The organism is Paenibacillus sanfengchensis, from assembly GCF_036864765.1.
Classification (GTDB): domain Bacteria; phylum Bacillota; class Bacilli; order Paenibacillales; family Paenibacillaceae; genus Fontibacillus; species Fontibacillus sanfengchensis.
This window is the reverse complement of record NZ_JBAGJC010000001.1, coordinates 484,291-510,092: the sequence shown is the minus strand read 5'-3', so window position 1 is coordinate 510,092 and position 25,802 is coordinate 484,291. Positions and strand designations below refer to the sequence as shown.

General features: G+C 56.1%; 18 protein-coding genes. 16 read left to right on the top strand and 2 right to left on the bottom strand.

Annotated features, from left to right (window positions below; all coding sequences use genetic code 11):
- Positions 1 to 124 precede the first annotated feature (124 nt).
- Together V4U84_RS02405 and V4U84_RS02400 are read left to right on the top strand one after the other, a co-directional pair.
- Positions 125 to 811, top strand: a complete 687-nt coding sequence (locus tag V4U84_RS02405; RefSeq protein ID WP_334073172.1) for a FadR/GntR family transcriptional regulator — start codon at positions 125 to 127, stop codon at positions 809 to 811.
- A gap of 72 nt (positions 812 to 883) precedes the next feature.
- Positions 884 to 1,663: an ABC transporter ATP-binding protein gene (locus tag V4U84_RS02400; RefSeq protein WP_334073171.1), complete on the top strand. Its 780-nt coding sequence runs from the start codon at positions 884 to 886 to the stop codon at positions 1,661 to 1,663.
- Positions 1,664 to 1,747: 84 nt separating this feature from the next.
- On the opposite strand, the gene V4U84_RS02395 is transcribed toward V4U84_RS02400, so the two are convergent.
- Complete coding sequence (locus tag V4U84_RS02395; protein WP_334076697.1) at positions 1,748 to 3,193, bottom strand: MFS transporter; 1,446 nt, start codon at positions 3,191 to 3,193, stop codon at positions 1,748 to 1,750.
- A gap of 931 nt (positions 3,194 to 4,124) precedes the next feature.
- Between V4U84_RS02395 and V4U84_RS02390 the strand changes: the two genes are divergently transcribed.
- From V4U84_RS02390 to V4U84_RS02370, 5 genes are all read left to right on the top strand, one after another.
- On the top strand, positions 4,125 to 6,194 hold the full coding sequence (locus tag V4U84_RS02390; RefSeq protein ID WP_334073169.1) for a bifunctional aldolase/short-chain dehydrogenase: 2,070 nt from the start codon (positions 4,125 to 4,127) through the stop codon (positions 6,192 to 6,194).
- 97 nt (positions 6,195 to 6,291) lie between these two features.
- Positions 6,292 to 7,050, top strand: a complete 759-nt coding sequence (locus V4U84_RS02385) for a DeoR/GlpR family DNA-binding transcription regulator (protein WP_334073168.1) — start codon at positions 6,292 to 6,294, stop codon at positions 7,048 to 7,050.
- Positions 7,051 to 7,105: 55 nt separating this feature from the next.
- The gene (locus V4U84_RS02380; RefSeq protein WP_334073378.1) at positions 7,106 to 7,834 is read left to right on the top strand and encodes a (Fe-S)-binding protein; all 729 of its coding nucleotides are present in this window, start codon (positions 7,106 to 7,108) and stop codon (positions 7,832 to 7,834) included.
- Positions 7,831 to 9,399 carry a LutB/LldF family L-lactate oxidation iron-sulfur protein gene (locus V4U84_RS02375; RefSeq protein WP_334073167.1) on the top strand — a complete coding sequence of 523 codons (1,569 nt, stop codon included), beginning with the start codon at positions 7,831 to 7,833 and terminating at the stop codon, positions 9,397 to 9,399. Before V4U84_RS02380 ends, V4U84_RS02375 begins: the two co-directional genes overlap by 4 nt.
- Positions 9,344 to 10,072: a LutC/YkgG family protein gene (locus V4U84_RS02370; RefSeq protein WP_334073166.1), complete on the top strand. Its 729-nt coding sequence runs from the start codon at positions 9,344 to 9,346 to the stop codon at positions 10,070 to 10,072. Before V4U84_RS02375 ends, V4U84_RS02370 begins: the two co-directional genes overlap by 56 nt.
- A gap of 75 nt (positions 10,073 to 10,147) precedes the next feature.
- On the opposite strand, the gene V4U84_RS02365 is transcribed toward V4U84_RS02370, so the two are convergent.
- Positions 10,148 to 11,311: an iron-containing alcohol dehydrogenase gene (locus V4U84_RS02365; RefSeq protein ID WP_334073165.1), complete on the bottom strand. Its 1,164-nt coding sequence runs from the start codon at positions 11,309 to 11,311 to the stop codon at positions 10,148 to 10,150.
- A gap of 178 nt (positions 11,312 to 11,489) precedes the next feature.
- On the opposite strand from V4U84_RS02365, the gene rhaB reads away from it, so the two are divergent.
- The 9 genes from rhaB (at position 11,490) to V4U84_RS02320 (ending at position 25,696) form a co-directional block, all read left to right on the top strand.
- A complete protein-coding gene (gene rhaB, locus V4U84_RS02360; protein WP_334073164.1) occupies positions 11,490 to 12,953 on the top strand; it encodes a rhamnulokinase in 1,464 nt (487 codons plus the stop codon).
- A 48-nt stretch (positions 12,954 to 13,001) separates the two neighbouring features.
- Positions 13,002 to 14,258: an L-rhamnose isomerase gene (gene rhaA / locus V4U84_RS02355; RefSeq protein ID WP_334073163.1), complete on the top strand. Its 1,257-nt coding sequence runs from the start codon at positions 13,002 to 13,004 to the stop codon at positions 14,256 to 14,258.
- A 169-nt stretch (positions 14,259 to 14,427) separates the two neighbouring features.
- On the top strand, positions 14,428 to 15,279 hold the full coding sequence (gene rhaD, locus V4U84_RS02350) for a rhamnulose-1-phosphate aldolase (protein WP_334076696.1): 852 nt from the start codon (positions 14,428 to 14,430) through the stop codon (positions 15,277 to 15,279).
- 526 nt (positions 15,280 to 15,805) lie between these two features.
- Complete coding sequence (locus V4U84_RS02345; RefSeq protein ID WP_334076695.1) at positions 15,806 to 16,585, top strand: TrmB family transcriptional regulator; 780 nt, start codon at positions 15,806 to 15,808, stop codon at positions 16,583 to 16,585.
- A gap of 189 nt (positions 16,586 to 16,774) precedes the next feature.
- Complete coding sequence (locus V4U84_RS02340) at positions 16,775 to 17,761, top strand: hypothetical protein (RefSeq protein ID WP_334076694.1); 987 nt, start codon at positions 16,775 to 16,777, stop codon at positions 17,759 to 17,761.
- Positions 17,762 to 17,776: 15 nt separating this feature from the next.
- Positions 17,777 to 18,046, top strand: a complete 270-nt coding sequence (locus V4U84_RS02335) for a helix-turn-helix domain-containing protein (RefSeq protein WP_334073158.1) — start codon at positions 17,777 to 17,779, stop codon at positions 18,044 to 18,046.
- A 410-nt stretch (positions 18,047 to 18,456) separates the two neighbouring features.
- Positions 18,457 to 24,033: a glycerophosphodiester phosphodiesterase family protein gene (locus tag V4U84_RS02330; protein WP_334076693.1), complete on the top strand. Its 5,577-nt coding sequence runs from the start codon at positions 18,457 to 18,459 to the stop codon at positions 24,031 to 24,033.
- Positions 24,034 to 24,095: 62 nt separating this feature from the next.
- Positions 24,096 to 24,674, top strand: coding sequence for a glycerol-3-phosphate responsive antiterminator (locus V4U84_RS02325; protein ID WP_334073156.1), 579 nt, complete (start codon positions 24,096 to 24,098; stop codon positions 24,672 to 24,674).
- A gap of 212 nt (positions 24,675 to 24,886) precedes the next feature.
- Positions 24,887 to 25,696 (top strand): HAD-IIA family hydrolase, encoded by an 810-nt coding sequence (locus V4U84_RS02320; protein WP_334073155.1) that lies wholly within the window; start codon positions 24,887 to 24,889, stop codon positions 25,694 to 25,696.
- The last annotated feature ends 106 nt before the right edge of the window (positions 25,697 to 25,802 follow it).

Below are 25,802 nucleotides of genomic sequence, written 5' to 3'. Positions count from 1 at the left end.
TTCCTGAGCAAAGTCATTCGCTTGGAACGGCCCTTGGCGTAGGGTGAAAAGGCGGCAAAGCGATGGTTAGTTCTTGTCGGCGAAGTCGGGATATGCTAAACTTCTGAAAACAGGAGATGATCAGATGAATGGGAAGCTGTCGTTTAAAGCCTTGAACCACCCTAAGCTGGTGGACGAGGTGGTCAATCAGTTGCAGCAAAAAATATCCAGCGGCGAAATTCGTCCGGGAGATAAATTGCCTATAGAGCCTGAACTAATGGAACTGTTTGGCGTCGGCCGTTCCACGATCCGGGAGGCGATCCGGGTGTTGGTGCACGCCGGTTTGCTGGAGAAGAAACAAGGATACGGCACATATTTGAAGAGCGCTCCCGTTATTCAGGAACCGCTGGTTCATCGTCTGCATCGGGCGGAACTTATGGAAGTGTTCGAGGCGAGGAAGATGCTGGAAGTTGAAATTTCCAGGCTGGCCGCCCTTCGCCGTGATGAAGGAGATTTGCGGAACATGCGCGAACACCTGGACACACGCAGTTTAGCCCTGCAGCAAAACGATCGCGACCTTTACGTGAAGTCGGATATCGAGTTTCATTTGTCTATCGCAATCGCCAGCAAGAACGGCGTCATCATCGATATGTTCCGTACGTTTTCGCACGTATTAAGCGATGCTATGAGTAAACTAAACCAAGAGTACAGCTCGCACGATCCGCAATCCCATTGCCATGAGCAATTATATGAGGCGATTCGCGGCATGAATCCGGATGTTGCCGTATCCTGGACCCTGAAAATTTTGGAGGGCACCATGGCGGAGTTGTAATTCATTCAACTGCCAGTAAACAGCAGATGATATGATTGTTGTAACCCAGACGATGAGGAGGAGAAACAGGTGATGTCAAATATTGTTGAAGTGAAAGATGTCTATTGGAAACGCGAAGAGAAAGTCATACTGAAGGATGTCAACTGGACGATCTCCAAAGGCGAACACTGGGCCATCCTAGGACTTAACGGTTCGGGGAAGACTACGTTATTGAATATGATTACGGGGTATATTTGGCCGACGGAGGGGCAGATTTCCGTGTTGGGCGAACGTTATGGAACAGTGGATCTGCGGGAAATGCGGCGGCGGATCGGCTGGGTCAGCTCGTCTTTTCAAGAACGGATTCATCCCAATGAGCAGACGCAGCATTTGGTAATCAGCGGGCTTCACGCTTCCATCGGCTTGTTCGAGAAACCTACGGACGAGCACGTTCAAAAAGCCGTTCACCTTATGGAGACGCTGGGCTGCGGACACCTGGTCGACCGCCAATATCAGACCTGCTCTCAAGGGGAAAAGCAGAAGCTGTTGATCGCCCGCGCGCTGATGGCTTCCCCTGAGCTGCTGATCCTGGACGAAGCGTGCAACGGACTGGACCTCCTGTCCCGGGAATCCCTGCTGCAGAGCATCGCTAACTTGATGAAGGAAAAAGATGCGCCCACGCTTCTATATGTCACACATCATGTGGAGGAAATTTTGCCGGAGTTTACCCATTCCTTGCTGCTTCGGAAGGGAACCGTGTTTGCCAGCGGAAGAACGACGGAGGTTCTTACGAGCGAGCGGTTAACGGCTCTATTTGAAACCCCGGTTCAAGTGACCTGGAAAAACGAGCGGGCTTGGCTTTCGTTAACATAATGAACAAGAAAGGGCCGCCTAGAGCAACCATTACATTACCGGTTGTTCCTGGGCGGCCTCTCGTTATTTCAACACGATTCCGTCTTAGTTGGAGGGGGTGGGGGCGGGCTCTTTCGCTTTGGACAGCAGCAAGAGCTGGATGAAGGTTAGCAGCGCCGCCCCTAGGATACAGGCCAAAGCCGCGTACATGGCTGCAAGATAAGCCCCGCCGCTCGACTCGAGCACGGCGAAGTAGAGCGTACCGATGACCGCGACGCCCAATACATTGGCCGTTTGCATCATCGTGCTGAGAATGCCGGAGGCGGCGCCGATCTGGTTCGGACCAACCCGCGACAGAATGGCGGTAAACAAGGGCGCGCCGACGATTCCCTGGCCGATTCCCGCCAGAAAGAGCGAGGGAATGAAATGCGTCCATTGCAGGCTTTCCCCAAAATGATGGATCGTATAGAACAAATATCCGCAGCTGAGTGCCATCACCGCCGCACCGGCGGGAAGCAGCCGGAACCCCCATCTCTTAACACCGCGCGGCGCGAGCATCGATCCGAGAAAAAATCCGACGCCGATGGATAGGAAAGAAAGCGCCGATGTCATCGGTGAGAACGATAGGCCTTCTTGCAGAAACAAGGAAAGGGTCAAAAACAGAGCGGCATTTCCGCCTTGGTACGCCAGGATGGACAAAACGCCGAACCGGAACGATTTTTCCGCAAAAAGCGTGGCGGGCATCAGCGGAAACCCGTTCCGTTTCATCAGCCGCCCCTCATACCGAACGAAGCCGAACAGAAACAGGAGAGAAGCGGCAAGGCAAAAGAACACCCACAGGGGCCAACCTGCTTCACGCCCCATGACGAGCGGAAAAGTCATCGCTGTAAGACCTGCGGCGGATAGCAGGAGTCCTGCGAGGTCCAGTTTTTTGCTTCCTTCCACCATCGATTCCCGGACAAAGGGCAGGGACAGAGCCATCGCGATCAGACCGATCGGCAGATTGATCAGAAATACCGTTCGCCAACCGAGGCCGAACAAGTCGGCGTGAAGAAGAAGTCCGCCGGCGATTTGACCGGCAACTACGGCAATCCCGCTGATCGCACCGTACCAGCCGAGCGCCTTCGGCCGTTCTTCGGCCGGGAAACTGGCCTGGATCGTGGACAGCACTTGAGGCACCATGATCGCGGCCGCCAGCCCTTGCAGGATGCGGGCCAGAACGAGCATTTCCGCCGTGGGAGCGAATCCGCACAGGGCCGAAGCCGCAACAAAGCCGCCCATACCGGCGATAAACATCTTTTTCTGTCCGAATAAATCCCCGAACCGTCCTCCCGAAATCAAAAAGACCGCGTAGGACAGCACGTATCCCGCCAATATAAATTGCAGCTGAATCGAAGTGGCCTCCAGATCCTGCTGAATCGAAGGCGCCGCCACATTGACGATAAAAGAATCCAGGATAACCATAAATGTCGCCGAAAGGACGATGGCCAGCGACCCCCATCTTCGTGGATCGAGTTTAGTTAGAAGCTGATTTTGGATCAAGTGAATCACTCGCTTTCTTTTCTTTTTAAAAACATAAGGAGTATTTATGAATACCACTAATAAAACCGGAAAAATAAAGATGATTGGAATTAATACTAGTGTTATTTTGAAATACTACCATGGTCTAAGCGATTCGTCAAACCCCGCGAATTTAGAGCTTTTTGGAGTGGATAGGTGAAATATTCGCGCCGTAAAGCAAAGCAAATGAACGTGTTGCCTGCTTAAATCGCGGAACCCTTTGGGAGCAGCCCGGTAAATCGTTTGAAAAGCCGGGTAAATTGAGCCCGATCATGGGAAGGAGTCAACTTCCATTGGCTTAGCATGATATCAGTCCATCCGGCCCCACGGCCCGAAAGAAAGAGAGGACCTGCGCTGGTGTTGAAATCGAGTTCGGAAGGTTCTTTTCGCACTTTTGATCTGCAACTAATTGTTTGGTTCGAATTAAAGGGAATTCCTCCCGTTAATTTGGTGAATATGCGGCTGCAGAGGCGAATTAGCTGGAAAACCTCCCGTTAATTCGCCTGAAGTTGTGCATATCGGCAATCGGGCCGCGAAATAGATGGAGCTTTTCCAGCTAAATTCGGTCGAAAAGCCAAGAGCGGTACATTAACGGGAGATTTTCCCGTTATTGATGTAGACTCCGACGGTGGGGCTTTATATTAAATTTTGCGGATGTTAGCAACGTATCTCCTAGTTCAATCTATATAACTTGAATATAAAGGGCCACCTTTTGGTACTGGACGGTTCATACATATAGGGCAAGTGATTAAGTACCTTACACGCCGCTATTTCGGTGGCTAGGCTCCTCATTCGCATAGGCGCGAATTTACCGGAGAAGAAGATTTACTTTGTTTTTATTTGAAATTATGTATATTCAAAAATAAACAATAACGATATAATCATAAACAAACAAAAATAAAAAGGAGGCGCAACGTAAGTCATGGTACAAAATCTCTGGCAATCCTCTCAAGCTCCAACCGAAAAAAACGGATTGGCCGAACTCGTATACCGCTCCAACCTGATCGGGACGGACCGGCGGGTCTGTAACTGGGGCGGCGGCAATACCTCCACGAAAACCCGGATCATCGACTTTCGGGGGCGGGAAGTAGAGGTCATGTACGTCAAAGGCAGCGGCTCCGACCTCGCAACGATGGGTCCCGGCCATTTTACGGGCCTAAGACTGGAGGATATCGCTCCGCTCTTCGAGAGAAGCGAAATGTCCGACGAGGAGATGGTGGCCTACCTGGCCCAGTGCATGATCGACAGCAAGCACCCGCGGGCTTCCATCGAGACGCTGCTGCACGCCTTTTTGCCTTTTCCGCATGTTGACCATACCCATCCCGACGCGATTATCAGTATCTGCTGCGCGGACAACGGCCGAGAGATCGCCCAAGAGATTTACGGCGACCGCTTCGTATGGGTACCTTATATTCGCCCGGGGTTCAAGCTGTCGAAAATGATCGCCGAAGGCGTACGGGCCAATCCGAAGGCGGAGCTGGTTCTGATGGAGAAGCACGGTTTGGTGACCTGGGGGGATACCTCCGAAACCTGCTATGCGCAAACGATCAAGATCATCAATGAAGCCGAAGCCTATATCGAGGCGCGGATCGATCCGAAGACGCTGTTCGGAGGCGAAAAATACGTCCCCCTGGCGGCGGACGACCGTCGCAGCCTAGCCGCTCAAGTGCTGCCGGCTTTACGGGGATTCGTCAGCGACGACCGCACCATGATCCTAACCTTCGATGACGAAGAGGATGTTCTCCAATTCGTCGGCGGCCGGGATGCCTTAGCGTTGTCGCAAGTCGGGGCCGCCTGCCCGGACCACCTCGTTCATACCAAGGTGAGGCCGTTGTTCATCGACTGGACCCCGAATGCGGAGGATGCAAGCGGCCTCCTAAGCAAAATCAAGGAAGGGGTCGGCCGTTACAAGGAACAATACAAAGCCTACTTCGAGCGGAACAAGGCTCCCGGCGATGTCATGTTCGAGCCGGCGCCGCGAGTGATCCTGATTCCCGGCCTCGGCATGATCAACACCGGAAAGAGCTGGGCGAATTCCAAAGTGAGCGGGGCGCTGTACCGTCGGGCGGTCGCGGTGATGCGGGGGGCCACGGCATTGGGCCGGTTCGTTTCCCTGAGCGAGAACGAGTCGTACAACGTGGAATACTGGCCACTGGAACTCTACAAGCTTTCCCTGGCTCCGCCGGAAGCGGAATTTTCCCGGCAAGTCGCCTTTATCACCGGCGGTGCCGGCGGAATCGGCAGTGAAACCGCCCGCCGTTTGGTATCCGAAGGAGCGCATGTCGTCCTGGCGGATTTGAACCTGGAAGGGGCGCGAAAGGTCGCGGACGACATCAACGCCAAATACGGGGAGATGCGCGCGCTGGCCCTCCGCATGGATGTGACCCGCGAAGAGGAGGTTCGGGCCGCTTTTCTCGAGACTTCGCTGAATTACGGAGGCGTGGATATTTTAGTCAACAACGCCGGATTGGCGACTTCAAGCCCGTTTGAGGAAACGTCGCTGAAGGAATGGAACCTCAACATGAACGTGCTCGGCACCGGGTATTTTCTCGTGGCGCGGGAGGCTTTCAAAACGATGAAGCAGCAGGCCCTGGGAGGGAGTATGGTGTTCGTCGGCTCGAAAAATTCGGTCTACGCCGGCAAGAACGCCTCCGCTTACAGCTCGGCTAAAGCGCTGGAAGCCCATCTGGCCCGCTGCATCGCGGCGGAAGGCGGGGAGTACGGCATCCGGGTTAACACCGTGCTGCCCGATGCGATCCTGCAAGGGTCGGCGATTTGGAACTCCGGCTGGCGCGAGGAGCGGGCGGCCGCCTACGGCATCGAGCCGGACCAGCTCGAGGAATATTACCGCAAGCGGACGACCTTGCAGGTCAACATTTATCCGCGGGATATCGCGGAAGGAATCGCCTTCTTCGCCTCTTCCAAAGCGGGCAAAACGACAGGCTGCATGCTGACGATCGACGGAGGGGTTCCGGCGGCGTTTACCCGTTAAGGCTTTGATGGGTTACGGCCGCATACGGTATAATTTATTTCATGATTGGAACAACGTACGTGGTTTCATCAAATCCGGATCGAAAAGAGGATGTCAGATGCTGGTTGCAGAGCGTTACGAAAAAATCGTTCAGCTTGTGAATGAAAGGGGAAGTATCCGGGTCACCGAGTTAAGCGAGCTTTGCTCCGTCACGGAGGAAACGATCCGAAGGGACCTGGATCGGCTGGAGCAGGCGGGACGGCTCAAAAGATCCCACGGCGGAGCGGTTAGCGTAAAAGAAGCCCAGCTCGAGGTCCCTTACTTCGAGAGAGAAGTAACCCGGTCGGAGGAGAAGAAACGCATCGCCGAGGAAGCGGTCAAGCTGGTCCGGCCGCATGACCGGATTTTGCTGGACGCCAGCACCTCCGCCTGGTATATGGCGAAAATCATGCCGGATCTCCCGATGACGGTCCTGACCAACTCCATCAAGGTTGTCACGGAACTGAGCACGAAGGAGAAGGTGGAGGTCATCTCCGTCGGCGGCCGGCTGTCCCCCCGTTCGCTGTCTTTTGTCGGGCCGCTCGCCGAAAAATCGCTGGAGTCCTTCCATGTCGACAAGCTGTTTTTCTCCTGCAAAGGGGTACACCTCGAACGCGGCATCAGCGAATCCGGCGAACTGCAGGCCCGGCTCAAGCAGCAGATGATGGGAATGGCGGATCAAAAAATTCTGCTGGCGGATTCCAGCAAGTTCGGCGTGCAGGCTTTTACGCAGGTGGCGGATTTTTCCAGTGTGGACACGGTGATCAGCGATTCCAGCCTGGCACCGGATGTCGTGGAATCCCTCGGCGCAGCCGGGCTTACCGTCAAGAGGGCCTGAGTCTAAAGAAAGGCAGATCATCGCAAACTTTTACATGGGATAGAGGGTGAACGGGTTGAAGGTGTCCATGTTCATTACTTGCGTCAGCGATGCGGTGTATCCCCGGGTCGGGGAAACGATGATGCGGCTGCTGGCCAGGTACGGGATCCTGCTGGACTTCCCCAAGCTGCAGACCTGCTGCGGGCAGCCGGCCTATAACAGCGGGTACTGGGCGGAAGCGAAGGCGGCCGCTAAGACGATTCTTGCCGCTTTTGAGGATAGCGACTTCGTCGTTTCCCCTTCCGGTTCCTGCACCTATATGGTTCACCATTACGAAGAGCTGTTCAAGGACGAGCCGGAGTGGCGTGAGAAAGTGCGGCAGCTCCAGCTTAAAACGTTTGAATTTACGCAATTTCTGGTCCAGGTGCTTGGCGTGACCGATGTAGGGGCCCGGTTTCCCCATAAAGTCACGTACCATCCCTCCTGTCATGGGAGCCGTTTGCTGGGTGTGAAAAACGAGCCGATGGAGCTGCTGAGTCACGTTAAGGATCTGGAGTTCGTTCCGCTCCCTTTTGCTGAGGACTGCTGCGGTTTCGGGGGCACTTTCGCCGTGAAAATGCCGGATATTTCCGGGGCCATGGTTACGGAGAAAGTCGATCATCTCAAGGAGACCGAGGCCGAGGTTCTGGTCGGGCTGGATATGGCCTGTCTGATGAACATCGCCGGTCACTTGCGTTACCGTAACGAGCCGGTTCGGGTGATGCACCTCGCGGAACTGCTCTATGAAGGGGTGAAGCTGGTATGAGTGCGACGGGCAAAGCGGAGAAAACGGTACAGGAGCGGGCCGGCCTCGCCTTGAACGACGATTTTTTGCGGAAGGCGGTCCGCTTTACGACGGAACGGCTTCGCAGCGGCAAGCGGAAAGCGGCCGAGGAACACGGGAATTGGGAGGCATGGCGGGAACGGGGCAGGCAGATCCGGCTGCATACGATCGCCCATCTGGATTACTATCTCGGCCTGTTTGCGGACCAGGCCCGGGAGAACGGCGCGCATGTCCATTTTGCCGATACATCTGAGGAAGCCGTTTCACTCGCTCTTGAAATCGCTTCCAGACATGCGGCGGCTTCAGCAGTGAAATCCAAGTCGATGGTGACGGAGGAAATTCACCTGAATCAGGCTCTGGAGACGGCCGGGATCGAGGCGGTCGAAACGGATTTGGGCGAGTATATTATTCAACGGGCCGGAGAAACGCCGTCTCATATCATTATTCCGGCGATTCACAAAAACCGTTATCAGATTGCGGACCTGTTGTCCGAGGACGCCGGCGAACGGCTCGCTCCCGAAACGACGATACTGGCGGGGTATGTCCGGAAAAAACTGCGCGAAAAATTTCTGGCCGCCGACATCGGCGTTACGGGCTGCAATTTTGCGATTGCGGAAACCGGCTCGATCGTCCTGTTCGAAAATGAGGGGAATGCCCGTATGGTCACCACCCTGCCGAAGACGCAAATCTCTTTTATGGGCATGGAGCGGATTATCCCCTCCTGGAGCGATCTCGAAGTGATGGCCACGCTGCTTCCCCGTTCCGCGACCGGTCAGAAACTGACGGTCTACATGTCGGGAATTACGGGGCCGAAACGCCCTGGCGACACGGACGGCCCGGAGGAGATGCATGTCATCATCCTCGAAAACGGCAGGTCCTTGCAGTTGGGCGATCCCGAATTCCAAGAGCTGCTGAACTGCATCCGGTGCGGGGCATGTTTGAACGCTTGTCCCGTGTACCGCCATATCGGGGGTCACGCCTACGGCGGTACCTACAGCGGGCCGATCGGGGCGGTGCTCACACCGGCACTGAAGAGGAACGTTGCGGACTGGGATGATATCGCGGGTGCTTCCAGCTTGTGCGGGGCATGCTACGAGGCCTGCCCGGTCAAGATCCCGCTGCATGTTATGCTCGTCTCGCTGCGGCGGAGAAAGGTCGAGCAGGGATACGGCAATGCGCTCGAGACGGCGGGAATGAAAGCTTTCGGCTCGCTGATGTCCCGCTCCAAACGCTACCACGGGGCTTTGAGACTGGGGAGGTTTGGACAGAAGTTGATCGTGCGGGACGGCGGCATTCGGCTGAAACTGGGGCCGCTGAAAGGCTGGAACCGCTACAGAGTGGCCCCAAGCTTGGCCGCCGAACCGTTCCGGGAACGTTATCCAACCTTGGAGGCCGAGCTGCGGCAAGGACTTCGGGAGCTGGTACCGGAAATCGAGGCGCGGATGCGGGAACGGATCCGCGGCCGGGAGAAAAGCGCAGGAGGTGAGGAACATGGCGGAAGGCCACCGGGAGTGGCTGGATCACCTGAATCAACGCTCGAGGGCTAAACAGGAGGAGTTTCTGGGCAAGATTGCCTCACGGCTGCAGCGTCCGCGTTTGACGGAAAAGCCGCGGCAGCCGTACCGGGGAGCTCCCGAATTTTGGAATCGTTACGAAGGTTCCGAGGACGATAACATTCAACTGTTTACGCGGAACTTTGAGGCGGCCGGGGGGGATGTGATTCGGGCGGACAGCTTGCAGGACGCCGGCCGGTTCATGACGGAGAAGGCGCTGGAGCTGAAGGCAAAGCGAATTCTCCGTCATGACCGGCCGGCATTGGCGGAGTTGGGCCTGGAATCGTCTCTGCCGGAGGCGGAAGTGCACGTGTGGAACCGGGGATCGTCCCGGGACTGGAAAGCCCGTGCGGCCGAAGCGGATATCGGCATCGTCCTGGCGGATTACGCGGTTGCCTACACCGGCTCCATCGCCGTGCTCTCCGGCCCCGAAAAAGGCCGCTCGGTCAGCCTTCTGCCGATGCTCCTCTTCACCGTCATCCCGGTTTCTTCGCTGGTCACCAGGCTTGGCGAGGTGCTGACGGAGTTCGACCGGGTCGGGCGGGAAGGCCTGCCGGCCGGCATTCATTTCATCTCGGGGCCGAGCCGTTCCGCCGATATCGAGAACGATCTCACGATCGGCGTGCATGGCCCGGGCGTGGTCTATGCCGTGTTGGTTTCCGGTTGACGCCGTGCCGAAAAATTACTAAACGGCGGTTCTCCGGGTCCGGAGGCCGCCGTTTCCATATCGCAACGCGGATCGTCATTCCACGCGGTAAGCTTTCATATATAAATCCATGATATCCTGTTCCGTCACCGGCTTCGGGTTCCCGCCCGTACAAACGTCTTGCATCGCTTGGCGGGCCAGCTTGCCGATATCGTCCGGATGGAAGCCCGTTTCCTTTAAAGGAGGAATACCCACATCCCTGGACAGCGCTTTCAAACCGTCCAGGGCCATCCGTGCCGCTTCGTGAACCGAAGGTGCCGAAGAGGTGTCCAGGTCCAACGCTTCGGCGATCTTGGCAAATTTCTTGGGGCGGGCATCGAGGTTGTATTCCATGACATAGGGGAGCAAGATCGCGTTGGCAACCCCATGCGGGAGATCGTATTCGGAACCGAGTTGATGGGCCATGCTGTGAACGATGCCGAGGCCGCAGTTGGAAAAAGCGAGGCCCGCGACATAAGAGCCCCACGCCATCTCGGAGCGGGCTTGCAGGTTGGACCCGTTCTTCACCGCTTCGCGTAGAGAACGCGAGATAAACCGGATCGCTTGTTCGGCCAAACTGTCGGTAAGTTCAAATGAGCCTGCGGCCACATAAGCCTCAATGGCGTGGGTGAGCGCATCCATCCCGGTTGCCGCGGTTAGGCCGGGCGGCTTGTTAAGCATCAGCTCCGGATCGTTAACGGCAACGGCGGCCAGGGAATTCGGGTCAACCATCACCATTTTGATTTTCCGCTCCTCGTCGGTGATGACGTAATTGATGGTGACCTCGGAGGCGGTTCCCGCTGTCGTATTAATCGCTATGATCGGCGCCGATTTGTGGGCTGATTTGTTGATGCCTTCATAATCGGTAATCTTGCCTCCATTGGTGGAGAGGATGCCGATCGCTTTGGCCGCATCCTGCGGCGAACCTCCGCCGACGGAAATGAGTCCGCCGCAGGCATGGTCCCGATAGACCTTCAGCCCGTCATAGACATTTTGCGTGGTCGGGTTCGGCTTCACGTCGGAGAAAATCACGTAGTCGATCTTTTCCGCATCCAGGATGTCGGTCACCTTCTTGACCACACCCAGCTGCAGGAGCGTTGGATCGGTAACGAGCAGGACTTTGGACTTTGTTATTTTTTTCACTTCTTGACCGATCTCTTGGATACAGCCGGGACCGATCAGGTTAATCGATGGCCAATACAATTTGCGGGCGGTTAGCATATAAACCACACTCCAATATGTTGTTTTGTTTTTGATTATAAAATCGATTTCAAAAATATTCAATCTAAAAACAAACATAAAAACATATAAACAAACATAATTTCGTTGACAATCGGAAGTTCAGCCATTAGGATGAAGGAAAATCGTTCACTTTATTTGACCATAAGGGGAAAAACCTATGTTAAATCATATCGCGGTGGATATCGGAGCCTCCAGTGGAAGGCTGGTGCATGGCGCTTTGATTGCCGGACAGTTGATTATCAGGGAGCTGCACCGGTTTGAAAACCGGTTTCATAGGGTTGAGGGCCATGATTATTGGGAGATCGATCATTTGTTTGCAGAGATTTTGGCCGGCCTCGTCAAAGCCAAGCAGGAGGGCATCGCCCACTGCACACTCGGCATCGATACCTGGGCTGTGGATTACGTCCTGCTTGACCGGGCGGGGGACCGGATTCACGAAGTGTATGCTTATCGGGATTCCCGGACAAACGGAGCGCCCGATGATTTTCACCGGGTGATCCCGCGTGAGGAGGTCTACCGCAAAACCGGGATCCAGGAGCTGTCGTTCAACACGATGTACCAGCTTTTTGTCCACGATTCCGAACAATTGAAGCGAACGGATTCGATTCTTCTCGTGCCGGATTATTTATATTTCCGCTTGACGGGAAGGAAGATCAACGAGCTGACGAATGCGTCCACCACGCAACTGCTGAATTTGCAGGATGGAGAGTTCGACGAAGAGCTGCTGGGCATTCTGGGGCTTGACCGGACGCAGTTTGCGGAGCTGACGGAGCCGGGGATAAGACTGGGACCTCTCCTCCCCGAATTGAAGGAAGCTTACGGCCTCCCGGAATGCGAGCTGATCGTGGTACCGACCCATGACACGGCTTCCGCGGTCGTCGGGGTCCCGGCGGCCCACGATCGGCCATGGGCGTTTCTGAGCAGCGGGACCTGGTCCCTGCTTGGGGCGGAGTTGACGGAGCCGCTAAACACCGAGTCCGCGCTGACATGCAATTATACGAATGAACGGGGAGCTTACAGAACTTATCGGTTCTTGACAAACATTATGGGGCTGTGGATGATCCAGGAAACCCGCAGGGTTTCGGGGATGGACTGCAGCTTTGCGGAGCTGGTGCAATGGGCTGAGGAGGCTCCTCCCTTCCAAAGCCTGGTTGCCTGTAATCATCAGAGGTTTTTAAACCCGGTCGATATGGTCGAGGAGATTCGCAGCTTTTGCGAGGAGACAGGGCAACCGGTGCCGCAGACGCTTGGAGAAGTGGCGAGATGTATCTTTGAAAGCCTTGCGCTTACGTACTGCGATTATATGAAGGAGCTTGAAAGGTTAACGGACAGCACGTTCAAAGTTCTTCATATCGTCGGGGGCGGAGCCAATAACGGGCTGCTCAATCAATGTACCGCGGATTTGATGGAAAAAACGGTGAGTGCCGGGCCTTCCGAATCCACGGCCATCGGCAATCTCGCCGTGCAAATGATCGCGTGCGGGCGCCTTGGCAATGTAAGGGAAGCGCGCGAAGCCATCGCCAAATCCTTTCCGGTTACCCGCTATGTGCCGCGTCCCGTCGAGAACCGGAAGCAGTTGCTGGAGCGGTGGGAACGGGTGAAAGCAAGCCCGGTGTTTTAGCGGCGGTTGGAAGGAACTTGAATCTCATGTGAAAAAGGAGAGAACCAGATGGATGCCAAAATCGTCGGAAATTACGAATATGCCAAAGATCTCTATAGCAAGCACGGGATTGATGTCGATGAGGTATTGAAAAAGCTTGCGGATATCAAAATTTCCTTGCACTGCTGGCAGGGGGATGATGTTCGCGGATTCCTTTTTCGGGATAAAGACTTAAGCGGCGGAATCGCGGTTACCGGCAGTTATCCCGGGCGTGCCGGGACTCCTGGCGAGCTTCGTCAGGACCTGGAAAAAGCGCTCTCGTTGATCCCGGGGAAACATAAAGTAAACCTGCATGCCATCTATGCGGACACCGACGAGAAGGTGGATTTGGATCGGCTTGAACCCAAGCATTTTCAAAGCTGGGTGGACTGGGCGCGGGAACAGGGGCTCGGTTTGGACTTCAATCCGACTTGTTTCTCGCATCCCAAGGCGGAGGACGGGTTTACGCTGAGCCATCCGGACCGGGAGATCCGCGATTTCTGGATCGCCCATTGCCAAGCCTCGCGCCGGATCGCGGCGCATTTCGGCAAGGAACTCGGCCAGACTTGCGTGACGAATTTCTGGATTCCGGACGGTTACAAGGACATCCCGGTGGACCGGCTGTCGCCGCGCAGAAGGCTGAAGGAATCCCTGGATGAGATTTTCCGGGAGGATATCGATCCCCGCTACAATATAGATGCGGTCGAAAGCAAACTGTTCGGGATTGGGTCGGAGAGTTATGTGGTGGGATCGCACGAGTTCTATATGGGATATGCCATGTCTGCGGGGAAAGCCCTTTGTCTGGATGCGGGGCATTTTCACCCGACTGAAGTGATCTCCAACAAAATTTCGTCCGTTCTGATGTTTGTGGACCAGCTTCTTCTGCACGTAAGCCGCCCGGTCCGGTGGGACAGCGACCATGTCGTCATTATGGACGACGAGCTTCTGGAGATCGCCCGGGAGCTGGTGCGGGGCGAGCTGTTGCCGAGAACCCACGTGGGCCTCGATTTCTTTGATGGCAGCATCAATCATGTGGCCGCGTGGGTCATCGGGACACGCAATACGATCAGGGCGCTCCTGCGGGCCATGCTGGAGCCGGTCGAGCAGTTGAAGGTAGCGGAACTGGACAAGGACTACACGACGCGGCTCGCTCTGACCGAAGAGTTTAAAGCGTATCCGTTCGGAGCGGTCTGGGATTACTACTGCGCTATGTCCGGGGTCCCCGTACGCGAGCAATGGCTTTCGGAGGTCAAGGCGTACGAGCGGGATGTTCTTTTGAAAAGGTAGGGAACAAGTCCAACGGCCGATATACGCAATTTCAGGCGAATTAGCGGGAGGTTTTCCAGCTTTTTGCCTCTGCTGCTACGCAGGCATCAAATTAACGGAAGGAATTCCCGTTAAATGGGCTGATAGTTTAACAATATAAACGAATTTTTATAAAGGGGATAGGATGGTCATGACAGCTTATGTCACGGAATCGCAAAATTATATCGGGTCGGGGGAAGCGCCCTTTATCCGGGAAATGTCCGAGGTAACCTCCAATATGTGGAAGTACGGATGGGATGAGCGAAACGGAGGGAACGTCAGTTACTTGCTGGACGAGGCCGAGGTCGCCAAACACATCGATATTCACCGTGTGCTGCGGGTGATTCAGCCTTCTTTTCCGGTGCATGCTTTGGCCGGAAGGTACTTCATTGTGACGGGATCGGGCAAATACTTCAAAAATGTAAGCGATGATCCGGAAGTGAACCTGGGTGTCCTTCGCGTATCGGCGGACGGCGAGCGGTTGGAGCTGCTCTGGGGCTTCAAGGATGGAGCGGTGCCGACCAGCGAACTGGCCGCCCACTTCATGAGCCATATCGAGCGGCTTCAGGCGGACCCGGGCCATCGCGTAATCCTCCATACCCATGCGACGAATGTGATAGCGATGACCTTTATCCATGATCTTGACGAGAATGCTTTTACCAAAACGCTGTGGGAAATGTGCACGGAATGTCTCGTCGTCTTTCCCGACGGCGTCAGCATCGTGCCGTGGATCGTGCCGGGCACTACGGAGATCGGCCGCGCGACGGCGGAAAAAATGCGCACCAGCCGTGTGGTCATCTGGCCCCAGCACGGGATTTACGGCGCCGGCAACACGATGGATGAGGCCTTCGGCCTGATTGAGACGGTCGAGAAGGCGGCGCAGATTTACATGCTGATCGCTCCGCATGAAATCAAACAGCGGATTACGGAAACGCAGCTTTGGGACCTGGCCCGTGCGTTCGGAGTCACGCCGAAGCCCGGGGTGCTGGGGCAGGCAAAGTAGCCGTAAGCGCGAGATTCAGGCGCGTCGTCGGACGGCCGGACATGAATGAACCGGTCTAACGCACGATAACGCACGGGAATACAAGCAGGTCAGGGCACTATTTGTTCTCCGCGAATAACGCCTTTTTGGGGCGTTATTTTCCTTTTTTGGGAGGATGGTATTTCTCGGATTCGCTCGTTTGTCCGTAATCAGGGGGAGGTGGGAGCCGCCGAGTCAAAAAGATGCAAATCTGCAGGAATTTTCAGCGATTGAAAGGGCCATGCGAGAAATTGATGCAAATCCTGCAGGAATTTATTGAGATTTTTTTGAAGGGGGAAGACTTTGCCCAAAAAACCTGCAGATTTGCAGGAATTATTAAATTCCGGCCGCACGGAGGAGAAAAGCCTGCAGATTTGCAGGAATTTGCCAGAGAGGAGGGAAGTTCGCGGTCACATTTTGAGATTTCAGCATCTAAGCGTTTGACATCAGCTTATTGAACGTAGTATTTTTTAATAACACTATAATTAAAAAACAAGAGGTGAGCCAAGTGATCGAGCAGCTTAGAGCCATCGGCCTCTCCGATTTGGAAGCCCGATGCTATTTGGCGCTGCATGAAGAGCCGGGAATTTCGGGATACGAGGTGGCCAAAAGGGTGTCGGTGTCCCGGACCAATGTGTACTCCGCCCTCCGAGTGCTCGGCGAGAAAGGGATTTGCCGGACGATCGAGTCCGATCCGGTTCTTTATGAGCCCGTTCCGATCGGTCAGGTTATAGCTCTGCTCCGGTCGGATTTTGAGCGGACGACGCAGCAGCTGTTGGGGGAACTGAAAGCGCCGCCCAAACGGGCAGCTTCCTTCGGAAGCTGGAAAGGGGACAAGGCGGTGGAGACGACGATCCGGCGGCTGATCGCGAATGCCGAGAGGAATATTCTGGTCGATATTTGGGCGGAGGACTTGCACTGGGTGGAGACGCCGTTATTGGAGGCCGAAAGCCGAGGGGTCGCCGTCGTGGTCGTCGTGATTGGAGAAGCCCATTCGCCATTAAAAGGCATCATCGCCCACCAGCGGCTGGAAGAGTGGGGAGAACTCGGATCACGCAGATTTTCGCTCCTGTGCGACCATGAGACGGCCCTGCTCGGGAGCTTCGGGCAAGCCGTTCAGTTGACGGCGCTGGAAAGCGATCACCCGTCGGTGCTGGAATTGCTGCATACCGCCTTTTTCCACGACATCGTCATGGAGCGGATCGAACAAGATTTGTCGGAGGAACTCGCCGGCAGGTACGGCAGGCATTATGAGAACATCAAACGGGAGTTCGGGGGCGTTATTTAAATGGCAGACGAAGACAATGGCGGTTGAGCTGTTGTCTTTTTTATATGCAAGTGTTGCGGGCCTGATCAAATTGGAATATTATAAGTAGTAAGTAGTAAGTAGTAAGTAGTAAGTAGTAAGTAGTAAGTAGTAAGTAGTAAGTAGTTGAGTAATTAGCATGCCCTAATCGCAAATAGGGAGGTCAAGTCCATGCACGATTTTAGTCTGGTTCAGGAGTTCTCAATGATTTCGCTAAATGCGCAGCGAAGCCGGCATATGACCACAGCGAAGAAAGTCGCGCTGCGCTGCATGGCGGCGGCGGTGATTTTGGAAGCTTATATGGAAGGGTTCATGACGGGGCCCGATGATCAGCTTGGTGTGAGTAAGGAGATTCAGGCCACTTTTTCATCCGTTCCTTACCGGGAAGTGTTTTTTCAAGACCCTTATTTTGCAAAAAAAAGAGGAAGCCTGGGCGGGTGGTTAAAAAGAGCTTCAGGGTTGTCCAAAAGAAAACTAAACCGATTAGAGATGGCCGTCTCCGCATCGTTAATTCAAATGGGGCTGTTGGAAGAAATTCCGCATCTGATGGGGTGCGATCTTTATTTTCATTCGGCGGGACTTTCCATCAAAGAATACCGGTGTCACAAGCAGATGTACACGAGAATTACCGAGCACTGTCGAGCGGAGATTCTCGAGGAGGGAGCGGTCGATGAGAAGACGATCTGTATGTTGTGGCTGCTCCAGGAAAGCGGATGCATGCATGATCTTTTTTCGAGAAACGAGTTGGAACGGGTTGCTGTCCGCATGAATGAACTGCATAAAAATAACCCGCTTGCCCGGCTTGTGTATCCGATTCGCATCCGGCACGGCTGGGAATTGACGGTCAAGCGCTTACTTCGGGCGAAAACGCAGTTTGTTAAAACACCGGTGGGCAGCGGGGTAAACTTCATATTCCCGGTCATGGAGCGGGCGCAATCGGTATTTATCGAAACGGAGGTCTGGTTCTCCAATCCCCAGGAAAGGCTGAGCGATGTGACGAGACGGCTGGAATCCAACGGCCATTCGTACTCCATCCTAAGGACAGGGCCGATTCCGACGCTGAAAATCGATAATGTAGAGTATGAGGCGGTCCCGCAGGCTATTTACGGCAGAGTTCCTATTCATGGCGTACGCCTGCTTCCCAAGCGCTCTATTTAGAGGAGAGAACCCTACATGTCGAGACAACGATCGATGGAGGCGATTCTGGCGTCAGAATACGTATCTATCGGAGAATTAGTCAGGTTGACGGATTCCCGCTACAGCACGCTTAAATTTTACACTGAAGAAGGTTTGCTTCCCTACGAGCAGGCGGAGGAAAACTTAACGCGCCGATATAAAAGGGAGGAGACGATTGCCCGCATTCATTGGATCCGTGAGAAAAAAGCGGCAGGATTATCCATTTCCCAAATTAAAGAGGCGCTACAAATGACCGGAGATTCCTGAACCGGACTTTCCGGGCGAGCGGACGGAAAATTTATATCCGTTATTTACAATCCCTTTACTTGGATCAGATACGGTGAAAATAATTCCGTTTTAAAGTGTAGGTATCGTGGGATGAGGACAGACAGCCCCCTGCGCGAGTAGGGCGATGCTTTTAGCGATCCAGGCGGCGAATGTGTGATCATGCCGGATTGCAAAACCCAATCGAATACCGGGTAGAGACCAGGAGAAAACCCTCTTTTCGCTACGGAAAGCCGGAGGCCCTTTAGGGGCGGGCTTAACGAAGCGGACGGACGGTTTTTTTGTGCTGCCCAACGAAGCGGATGGCTGAGGCTAATGGTTCGGCTCTGGCCGTGACCGGGAGGGGAGTCTGCCGCATCCTTCAACCTATTCCTAGGAGGGATACCTAACGCATGAAAAAAGCGAAAAAGCTGCTGCATCTTATCACGGTTTTGTCCCTATTGGCCGGTCTTGCGAATATTGGAGCGGGAACTTCAACGGCTGCGGCCGCGGCCGCGGAGAAGGAACCGGGAAGGGCAGAGATGCAGGCGGTACGGACGCTGACGGCACCGGTCATTGACGGACGTTTGGAGGAATCTTTCTGGAGCGTGAGCGAGCCCCTTTCGGTGCGCACCGACCCGGTTTCAAACGAGGATCATCGGTTCGGGCTGCTGTGGGACGACACTTACTTGTATATCGGGGTGCGGATCGCGGACGAGACGCCGATCACCGGGGGCAGCGGATACTGGTTCGACCAGGACAGTCTCAACCTGTTTTTCGATCCTACCTTGCACCGGTCCTCTCCCTTTGCCCCGGAGGATATGCAGATCGGCCTGCTTTACGGGCAAGACGGAAGCACGCCGGAGTTCCGGTTCGGCGCGGCGCTGAACAATCATGCGGACAAGGATGAGAAGAAAGTGCTTCGGTCCATCCATACCACACCCGAAGGTTGGAGCGCGGAGCTTGCCGTGCCATGGGACATGCTCCACATGGACCCCCGGCTTCAGAAGCAGCTCGGCCTCGAAGTGGGCGTTACCAACCGCTACGATGCGGCGGATACGGCCAAACAGCGAACGAACTATTGGAGCGCCTACAATTCATCCAGCTTCTGGAACGATACGACGGGGTACGGCGTGGTACAGCTCTCCGATGACGCCCCGGTCTCCGGCTTTGTGGATCCGGTGCTGCTGGAGGAGAACTTCGAAGGCTATAACGAGGGAACGATTCCGCCAGGCTGGGTGTCCGACGTTAATGGAGGAAGCCCGGCGTTTACGGTCACCCGGGACACGTACTCCTCCGTGACGGGAGACACTTATGGCGAGGCTGCGGATCCGTCCCTTTCGGGCAAAAGACTGCGCTTTGACGGCAACGGTTCTGGATGGCAGGCGCGAATCACCGCGCCCGTGCAAGCCGACAACTACACCGTGGAAGCGGATGTCCGGTTTGAAAGCGTGCTGAACCCGGCGCGCTGGGCGGCGCTGATGTTCCGCGTTCCTTCGAACGGCAAGGCGCCGTACAATCAAATGGCCGTAAGGCAAAACGGCGCTTACGAACTGGCCTACCGGAACCCGGCCAACCAGTGGTCCGTACCGGAAAGCGGGACTTGGCAGCCGCTTACGCTCGGCAAGGACTACACGCTGAAAGTGCGGGTGTTCGGCGATCATGTCAAAGAATACATCAAGGCCAGGGATGAAGCGGAGTTCGCCCTGCTGGTGGACGCGACGCTGGACAGCGGGCTTCTGAAGCGCGGAAAAGTAGGCTTCCAGGCGGACCAGGCCGCTGTTTCTTTCGATAATCTGAAGGTGACCCGCCTAACGGCCGACCGGCTGGATCTCCTTTTGCCGAATTCAGCGGAAGCGCTGAGCGGACCGCTGACGGTGACCGCTACCGTGTATTACTCCGACGGGGTGGTGGAGCCACTCCAGATCAAGGACCTGAAGCTGTATTCTTCGGATGAGAGCGTCGTCAAGATCGTGGACAACCGGCCCGTACCGGTGAAGGAGGGCGAAGCGGTGATCACGGGGGTTTACCACCAGGCGGAATCCCGCGTCAATGTCACGGTGACGCCGTCGCTGACCGGGCCGAAGGTGTTGAAGCTGGCTCATGATCCCGGCTATTTGCTGATGGAGGCGGGCAAACCGGTACCGCTGAAGGACATCCGGTTCACGGCGGAATCCAGCGATTATACCGCGGCGGAAATCGATGGGAGCCAGCTGAACTGGAGCGCGTACAGCGGTGAGGTCACCGCGGACGGCATGGACTTAACGGTGAAAAGCCCCGGAGTCTATGAGGTGAAGGCGGCGAAAGACGGCGCGGAGTTCCGGTTGGTTTTGGTAGCGAAGGCTGCGGATCAGCACGAATATGTCCTGTTTGCGGAGGATTTTGACGGCATGGCGGACGGAGCGTTCCCGGAAGGCTGGACCCGTAAGCAGGGCGCTTCCGAAAGTGCGGCGGGCGTGCGGGACGGGGCGTTCGAAATGCGGGCCACGGTTTCGCCGGACAACCCCTCACGCGTTCTCCTGCCGGATTACTTAAGCCTGTTCGGCGACTATGCGATCGAAGCGGACATTACGAATACGGCGGCCAACAACTCCGGCCGTTGGAATTCGATCATGTTCCGGGTTCAAAACGGGGATTCCCCCTATTACCAGATGGCCGTGCGCAAGGATCCATCCGTTTACAATGGGGTGGAATTTGCGGAGCGGACAGCCTCCAATCAATGGAACGTGATGGAGCGCGGTTCCTACCCCGAGCCGATGGAGGAAGGAAAGCCGCTTCGGTATACGGTGAAAGCCTACGGCAATCGGGTCCAGGAATGGATCAACGAATTGTTGATTATCGATACGGCGAAGGCGGAAGCGTACAGCAAGGGGCATATCGGTTTTCAAGCAGACGGCAGCACCATGCGGATCGATAATATCCGGGTGACTCTGCTTGAACAGCCGCTTCCGGTGCCGGACATCAAACCGTTTGTCAAGGTGTCGGAGCCCGCTACGCGGATTCCGATGGCTCCTACGGTCGTAACCGAGGTAGTGTACGGCAAAGACCTCGCAAAGCTCGAGGGCGGGAGCCTGCCGGCGACGGCGATTTTTCATGTCAATGCCGATCTGGCCGTTACGGAAAAGAACGGCGGCAAGGTAATTTCCCGTCTGGATGAGGTGATCGCCGCCACGGGCGAAAAGGTAATCCCCGCCTTTTACGTCACAGAGGAGCTGGCGGTGGACCGGCTGGTTCACGAGCTGCGCGAGCGCGGTCTGGAGGATGCGTTCGTCATCTCCGACCGTCCGGATTTGATCCGGCGGGCCAGAGCGGCTTATCCGGTAATCCGCGGGATCGCGGACTTCACTTCTATGGTCAATCCAACACCGGAGCAGTTGCTGGACATCCGCAGACAAACGGCTTCGAGCCAGGCCAGGGTTGCACTGCTGCCGGCGGGAGCGGCGACCCGGGACAACGTTGCGTTCCTGCAAAAGCTGGCGGTGATGGTCTGGGCGCAGAGTGCCCCGAATACGACCGGAGGGTCGCTGCCGACTCACCGCTTGATCACGGCCGGTGTTAACGGGCTTGTGACGGCCGACCCGGCAAAGGCCCGTGAAGCGCTGGAATTGTACGGCCGCGACACGACGCTGATCCGCAAGGTGTACATGATCGGGCATCGCGGCATGCCTTCCGTATCTCCGGAGAATACGATCGAGAGCAATATTTTGGCGATTGAGGCCGGTGCCGATTACATTGAAAACGACATGTTCTTGACCAAGGACGGATATCTTATCATCACCCACAATACTTTGCTGGAAACGACGACGGACGGACGCGGACAGGTCGAGAATTTCACGCTTGAGGAGTTGAAAGCTCTGAACGCCAACAAGCCTTATCCGCAAGGTTTTCCGCTGGTGAGGATGCCGACCCTGGACGAGCAGTTGCAGTTGGCCCGGGAGCGGGGGCGCTTGGTTTATGCGGAGATCAAGACCCAAACCCCGGAGGCGGTAGATGCGTTCGTGAGCACGGTCAAAAAATACAAGGCGGAGGATATCGTCAATGTGATGTCTTTTTATCCGGCCCAACTGGAGCGCCTGGCTGTCTTGATGCCGGAAATGAACGCGGGTCTGCTGACCGGGTATATGGCGAGCGAAGCGAATGTGGAAGGTTCGCTGCGGGAGACGATCAAAGCGCTGTCCCGGCAAAATTGGACTTATAATACGGATTATAACGGCCTGGGGCCGAAATTCTTGGAAGCCGCCAAGCACCGCGGGCTGTTGATCTCCCCGTGGACCCTGAACAAGCGCGAAGATATCATCAAGTACTTCAAGATGGGCGCCTTCGCGATTACGACGGACTATACGTACTATGCCTCCGATTGGGCGGCTGCGCTGACGGCCAAGGAACCGGCGATAGTGTTGAACAAAGGAGAGTCCCGGGCTTTAAACGGGGTGGCGGAAACCTATCGGGGCGATAAAAAAGAGGTTCAGCCCGACATTGTGGTCATCGAGGGGGGCAACCTGGTGCGGGCGGACGGCAACACCATCAAGGCGGTCGGATCCGGAAAAGCTTACGCGCTGCTGCGTTACTCGGCCTCGATCGAAGGGGGCGGCACCTATGACCTGTATTCGGAGCCGGTTGAGATCACGGTTCATGGAGGTAATGACGGCGGCGGTGGAACGCCGGGCAACGGAGGCGGAAACGGAGGCGGCGGGAACTCTGGCAGCCATAGTGGAGCGCAAGGCGTTCCCGGGACGCCGATAGGGAATGAGGCCGAGCAGCCCGACGGAAGCGCCGATACTACCGTAATTGAAGCGATAAATGGGGCCGTCAAGGCGGAAGACTTGAAGCAAGCTCTTGAGGCGGAAAAACCTATCGAGGTCCGCTTCAAGGGGGAGAGCGTTAGGATTCCATTAGCCGGTCTGAAGCCGGAATCGTTGAAGCGGGACGAAGCTGTGCTTACGCTGGTCAACAGCGAGCTGCAAGCCGGCTACCGATTGCCGCTGCGGCGGATCGACCCGGCGGTGGCCACGCGGCTCCTTGGCGGCTCCGCTGCCGATACGGCGGAGCTTGTCGTCACCGTCCGCGAACTGAAGGAATCGGAGAAAGCCGCTGTGGCGGAAGCGGCCGGGCGTGCCGGAGGCACATTGGGCGGTCCGGCGGTGGAATTCGGACTTCGTCTTTCCTCCGGCGACGGATCTGCGCCACAGCGCAGCGTGTCCTTCTCCATCGAAGGAGCCGTGCAGTACATCGGAGCCTTGGGCGATGCGAAGAGCCGTACTTGGACAGGCGTTCGTTTTGATCGGGCCGGGAAGAAACTGGTTTATGCGCCGAGCCGTTATGTCTCCGAAGCTTCGGAAGTGATATTGACGCGCGGCCAAAGCGGAATCTATACCGTGTTGGCCGAGCAAAAGGCATTTGCCGACATGAAGGGCCATTGGGCTGAAACCGAAGCCAGCAAACTGGCGGAGCGGCTGCTGCTGGAGGGAACCGGCAGCGGCGCGTTTGAACCGGGGCGTGCCGTGACGCGGGCCGAGTTCGCGGCGATGCTGGTTCGGGCCCTGGGGCTGGATGCCGAAGCCGAAGCCGTTTTGGCGGCGGGGAACGGGGAAGCGGCTCCTCCGGCCATGAAGGATGTTGCCACGGCGGCTTGGTTCGCGCCTTATGTGCGGGCGGCGGTCCGGTCCGGGCTCGTCGGCGGCTACGGAGACGGAACCTTCCGCCCCGATGCTCAAGTCACGCGCGGGGAACAGGCGGCGATGATGGCCAGAGCGATGCGAATCTCCGGATCGGCTGCCGTATCCGGCCCTGCTGACGGCTCCGGGCGTCTGGCCGGGTTCAAGGACGCCGGGGAAATCAGATGGGGGCGAGCGGACTGGGAAACGGTCCTTGAGGCCGGCCTGTTCAACGGCGTTGCCGGGAATCGGCTGAATCCCGCCGCTGCGTCCTCACGCGCGGAATCCGCGGTGCTGCTCTATCGGTTCCTTCAATGGAGCGGCGATTTGGAGTAAATGTTAATCCAGCGCTGATAAACGGCCTCTATACTAGGGACAAACAACAAGGAGGCGTAAGAATGAAAAATGGACTATTCACGGGAACCTGGGGCCGGACGATTATTCCCGCCGTGCGAAAGCCCGAGGATCTGGATGCGGCTTGCGACAGCGGTTGGCCGATCCTGTTCCTGCTGACCGGGGATTTGTTTACGGTGCAGGATTATGTCCGACAGGCCAATGAAGCGGGAAAACGGGTGTTTCTTCATGTCGATTTCCTGGCCGGCTTGGCCAGTGATCCCGTCGCCGTGGAGTATATCGCCGACAAGGTTCGCCCGGCAGGCATTATTTCGACCAAAAGCCATATGGTCAAGCAGGCCAAAAAATGCGGACTCCAGGCGATTCAGCGGCTGTTCCTGATCGATACCTCCGCGCTGGAGCACGGGATTCATACGGTCCGCCAAAACCGGCCCGATGCGCTAGAGGTCATGCCCGGCTTGATTCCGCGAGTGATCAGCGAGCTGCGGGCAAGCACGTCGTTGCCGATCATTGCCGGAGGGCTGATCAAAGACCATGAGGAAATCGAAACGGCCCTGCGTGCCGGGGCCGCCGCGGTCTCCATGGGGAACAAGAGCCTGTGGCATTCTTTTGCAATGGCTTAACACGACGTTAATACGCCCTTGACAATGCGGAGCTAAATTAAAGAAGCAAGAACTCTTCAAGTTCAATTTTATAATTACAGGGTCGGAGACGAGGAGAAAGCCCTTATGCAGAACGCCGGAAACGGCATGGTTCGCCATGTCCGTTTCCGGGGCGGCTGCATAACGGGCTTTTTTGTGTTGTCCGCACCGCACCAAAGGAGGCTGCTCAATCATTGCCGGACACGCTGTCATTTGAGACGTACTTTTTTGATTTGGACGGCACGATTTTTCTGGGTGACGTCTTGCTGCCCGGCGTGCGGGAAACGCTGCGTTTTTTAAGGAGCCAGGAGAAGAAGGTCAGATTCTTAAGCAACACGACCATCAGGACAAGAAGGGAATGCCGTGACCGGCTTAGGCGGCTCGGACTGGCGGCCCACGAGGATGAAATCATCACGGCGGGGTCGATGTCGGCCGCTTATTTCGGGGAACGGCCCGAGCGGGCCCGGGTTCTCGTCGCCGGGGAACAAGCGCTCGTCCACGAGCTTGCCGCCGGGGGTGTGGATACGACGGAGAATCCGTCCGAAGCGACGCATGTGCTTGTAGGCATGGACCGGGAGTTCAACTACGGGAAGCTGCATCGGGCGATGAAGGCGGTCCGGGACGGGGCGCTGCTGATTGCCGCGAATCCCGACCCGAACTGCCCGGTAGCCGGCGATTTGATTCCCGACACCTGGTCCATGGTCAAAGCGATCGAAGCCGCGAGCATGGGGACGGTGGAGGAAATCCTCGGCAAGCCGTCCGCCTATTTCGCCGCCAAGGTGCTGGATTGGAGCGGAACGAGCGGGGACCGCTGCCTGATGGTCGGCGACCGGCTGGACACCGACATCCTGTTCGGTGCCAGTCACGGGATGCGCACGGCGCTTGTACTGACAGGTGTTTCGACACTCGAGGACCTGGACCGTTTTCAGGTTGTACCGGATTATATCTGGGCGACGATGGACGAAATGCTTCCGCGATCAAAGCGGGCCGGAACCGTAGTTTAACCGCGCGAATTTAACAGCGTTTTTACCCCGTGCTTACGAAAGAATTATACGGGTTTGGTAGAGTGGAAGAAATGCCGGTCTCTCAGCACGGAATTGTTCCGAAACA